Below are 3,378 nucleotides of genomic sequence, written 5' to 3' on the forward strand. Positions count from 1 at the left end.
ATGATTTTGCACACTCTTTTTATTTTTTAGTGTAATCACTGCTCGTTCGCAGCTGAGCTCTTCAATTGTAATTCCATCAGTGCCGGTAAACTACACCATCTTTACAAAAAAAGTAGACAGCGCTGTTGAGCGAAGGAAAGATGGCAAGGAATTAATGTTACTGACAATTTTATTTAGCTTATTTTTCTTGGCCAAGATGTGGTCTCCAAAAATTAGTGAAAACAGAAAATTAGATCTTATTGATAAAGTAGATACTTATCAAAACTGTGAGATTATACACATAAATGGAAAAGTGGTTTTACCTATAGAGCTACCGATCTGTATTTAAGCGAGTTATAATCGCGCCAAATTAACAGGAGTAAGTTATGAGCGATTTAAAGCAACAATTTGAAGATACCGTAAACTTTGTTCAAAACTCGGAAGGTGACGTTCAGCTTTCAAACGAGCAGAAGTTGCAGATGTATGCTTTGTATAAGCAAGCAACTGAAGGTGACGTTTCAGGTAAAAAGCCAGGTATGATGGACTTCGTTGCACGTGCAAAATATGTTGCATGGGAAGAGTTGAAAGGAACGACTTCTGATGCGGCAATGCAAAAATACATTAATGAAGTTGAAACATTAAAGGCGTAAATTACAGCGTCTCTAACCAGTCTGTGTCTCAGGCTGGTTAATAGCAGTGTCCACGATAAAAAAGATAATAATTATAAGAGATCAACACAAGGAAAGTGAAGAAGCATATAGGTCTCTATAAGCAGTAAAAGGAATCAATATGAGTACAGCAGTTGCATTGGACGAATGTCAACCGGGGTTGTCAGTAGACTTGGCTGAAGCGGTAAAGCACCAACATTTGAGTGCCAGAACCATTCATACTTACCAGCACTGGATTACGCAGTATTTAGCTTATTATGATTTGCGGAGCCCGCGTTATTTAAGTGAATCTAATGTGAAAGAGTTTTTACGCTATTTGGTAAAAAATATGTCTCTTTCCCGCGCGCGCTTGAATCAAGCTCGAGAAGCACTATTATTCTTATATGAAAAGGTTTTAAAGAAGCCTTTGAAAAGGACGGAGATAGTTCCCAAGGATAGTTAATTTTCATTATCAGGCGGAGGAAGCAATGTTTAGATTCATCTACGCTTTTTTCGCCTTTTTAGTATCTAGTGTCTCATTATCCTTGCATGCCAAGGACCCTTCCACAGTACAATCAGATGCTCCTCAGCCATTTGAGATTGGCATTAGCATGTCAATTCCTCCTTGGGTGATTAAAGAAACTGACTCAGGCATCGAGTTAGATATATTGCGAGCGAGCCTCGATCCTGAGCGTTATGATATACGTCCGGTTTATGTGCCATTTGAGCGAGCATATAAGTTGTTTGATGATGCGCAGTTAGATGCCGTGATGAATGCAAAGGCCAATGTTGTTAAGAGTGGTTATTTGTCCCAAGCCGTGGTGACATTTCAAAACTACGCAATAAGTCTGGCATCCAAGAACTACCCTGAAGATATATCTATGTCTTTTCTTCAAGATAAAACGGTTGTAGGTTTTCAAAAAGCGAAAGACTTTCTGGGTAAAGAATATGCTGTGATGGCACGCACAAACCGGCATTATCAAGAAGTTCCAAAACAAGATTTTCAGATAAATCTACTCTTTATCAGAGAGCTTGATTTTATCGTGATGGATAAGAGTATTTTTGGATATTATTGGTATAAGGCAAATCAGGGAGATCGCTACTCTCGCTTGGCAAAGCAGCGCTTTAGTCAAAAGGTCAGATTTCACCCCTTATTTAAACCAAGTCATTACCCGTTTTTATTCCGAGATAAGCTGGTCAGAGATGACTTTGATCGTGGTTTGTCAGAAATTAAATCAAGTGGTCGCTATCAAGAAATCCTGGATAAATACGACCACTTAAGTAATTTGTATCAGCACTGATGTAAACGAAGAAAGCAGAAAGCAGAAAGCTTATGAGGCGATGACCACCTCGCCTTGCTCAAACTTCAGGTAGAAGCAACTTCTACGATGAGTGTGACAAGCTGCTTCATCTTGTGTGACCAGGGCTAGTAGTACATCACCGTCGCAATCCGTTCTCATCGATACCAGGCTTTGCCAGTGGCCAGAGCTTTCTCCTTTGCGCCATAAAGACTTTCGCGAACGGGACCAATAGCACATCTTGGAGGTTTCGAGAGTTTCTTTTAATGACTCGCGATTCATCCAGGCAAACATTAGCACCTCTCTCGTCTCATGGTCCTGGGCTATTACGGGTATTAAACCCTCTTCAGAGAAGTTTAGTTCGTTTAATACTTTATCTAAGGGATAGGAGGTGCCTTCAGCATCGTTTTCGATCGATTTAAACCAGGACTTCATATTTAAATTACCTATATTTACGAGTTATGCGCTGAGATGTTTGGGTTTGGCAAGTCGAGATAAAAGGCTACCATTAAGTCCTAATGAAAACGACAAGACGTAGAGCATACCAAGTGTCAGTATGATCGCCGGCCCGGTTGGCCAGCCAGCATGGTATGACAAGAGTAAGCCGATATAACAACAGAGAATTGCAAAACAAGAGGACGCCAAAAGCATCATATCGAGGCTCTTGACCCAATACCTTGCAGAGGCTGCAGGCAAAATCATCATACCCACAGACATTAAGGTACCAAGGGCGTTAAAGCCGGCAACAAGGTTTAGAACAACTAGCACCAGGAAGGCAAAGTGAGCAATTGGACTTAGTCGACTGACTGATTGCAGGAAAAGCCTGTCCATACACTCAAGAACCAACGGTCTGAACAGCAGAGCAAGTGTAATTAAGGTAATTGTAGAAACCCCGGCAAGCAAATATAAAGCTTCGTTGTTCAAAGCCAGCGCGGAACCGAAAAGTACGTGTAGTAAATCAACCTGACTACCGTTAATTGAAATAATCAGGACGCCTGCTGCCAGAGAAATAAGATAAAAGGCAGCCATGCTGGCATCTTCAGCGACATCGGTCATACGAGAGACGAAACCGGAAAATAGCGCAACAAGGCAGCCTGCGATAATCCCGCCGATGGTCATTGCCTGAATAGATAAGCCGGCCAGAAAAAAGCCTGCCGCTGCACCGGGCAATATTGCGTGTGCCATGGCGTCGCCAGTTAAACTCATGCGTCTTAACATCAGAAAAACGCCAATAGGCGCTGCGCTAATCGCAATCGCAAGGCAGCCAACGATAGCGCGTTGCATAAATGAGAAGTCTAAAATTGGCGCAATAAAAAGATCGAACATCTGTTAGTGAGCCCCGCAATACACGGCGTTTTCATCAAAGGCTTCGTTGAGTTGTCGTGCTCGTTGCCAGTTTTGCTCAGTCAATACGCCGGCAGTTGGCCCAAAAGCGATGGGCTCTCGCGATAACA

At 42.2% G+C, this 3,378-nt stretch carries 5 protein-coding genes; 3 read left to right on the plus strand and 2 right to left on the minus strand.

Annotated elements, in window-relative coordinates:
• The first annotated feature begins 365 nt into the window (after window positions 1-365).
• From A3763_RS13775 to A3763_RS13785, 3 genes are all read left to right on the plus strand, one after another.
• Window positions 366-629: an acyl-CoA-binding protein gene (locus tag A3763_RS13775; protein WP_068508728.1), complete on the plus strand. Its 264-nt coding sequence runs from the start codon at window positions 366-368 to the stop codon at window positions 627-629.
• Between the two features lie 139 nt (window positions 630-768).
• Complete coding sequence (locus A3763_RS13780; RefSeq protein ID WP_068508725.1) at window positions 769-1,089, plus strand: site-specific integrase; 321 nt, start codon at window positions 769-771, stop codon at window positions 1,087-1,089.
• A 25-nt stretch (window positions 1,090-1,114) separates the two neighbouring features.
• The gene (locus A3763_RS13785) at window positions 1,115-1,927 is read left to right on the plus strand and encodes an ABC transporter substrate-binding protein (RefSeq protein ID WP_068508723.1); all 813 of its coding nucleotides are present in this window, start codon (window positions 1,115-1,117) and stop codon (window positions 1,925-1,927) included.
• Window positions 1,928-1,957: 30 nt separating this feature from the next.
• Here A3763_RS13785 and hisI read toward each other — a convergent pair whose 3' ends face one another.
• Together hisI and A3763_RS13795 are read right to left on the minus strand one after the other, a co-directional pair.
• On the minus strand, window positions 1,958-2,359 hold the full coding sequence (gene hisI, locus A3763_RS13790; RefSeq protein ID WP_068508721.1) for a phosphoribosyl-AMP cyclohydrolase: 402 nt from the start codon (window positions 2,357-2,359) through the stop codon (window positions 1,958-1,960).
• 24 nt (window positions 2,360-2,383) lie between these two features.
• Window positions 2,384-3,250, minus strand: coding sequence for a metal ABC transporter permease (locus tag A3763_RS13795; protein WP_068508719.1), 867 nt, complete (start codon window positions 3,248-3,250; stop codon window positions 2,384-2,386).
• Between the last annotated feature and the right edge of the window lie 128 nt (window positions 3,251-3,378).

This window comes from Oleiphilus sp. HI0128, from assembly GCF_001635365.1.

Bases quoted from the DNA above. Each gene is read 5' to 3' on its own strand.
- A3763_RS13785 (WP_068508723.1), top strand. From the start codon at position 1,115: ATGTTTAGATTCATCTACGCTTTTTTCGCCTTTTTAGTATCTAGTGTC.
- hisI (WP_068508721.1), bottom strand. From the start codon at position 2,359: ATGAAGTCCTGGTTTAAATCGATCGAAAACGATGCTGAAGGCACCTCC.
- A3763_RS13775 (WP_068508728.1), top strand. From the start codon at position 366: ATGAGCGATTTAAAGCAACAATTTGAAGATACCGTAAACTTTGTTCAA.
- A3763_RS13795 (WP_068508719.1), bottom strand. From the start codon at position 3,250: ATGTTCGATCTTTTTATTGCGCCAATTTTAGACTTCTCATTTATGCAA.
- A3763_RS13780 (WP_068508725.1), top strand. From the start codon at position 769: ATGAGTACAGCAGTTGCATTGGACGAATGTCAACCGGGGTTGTCAGTA.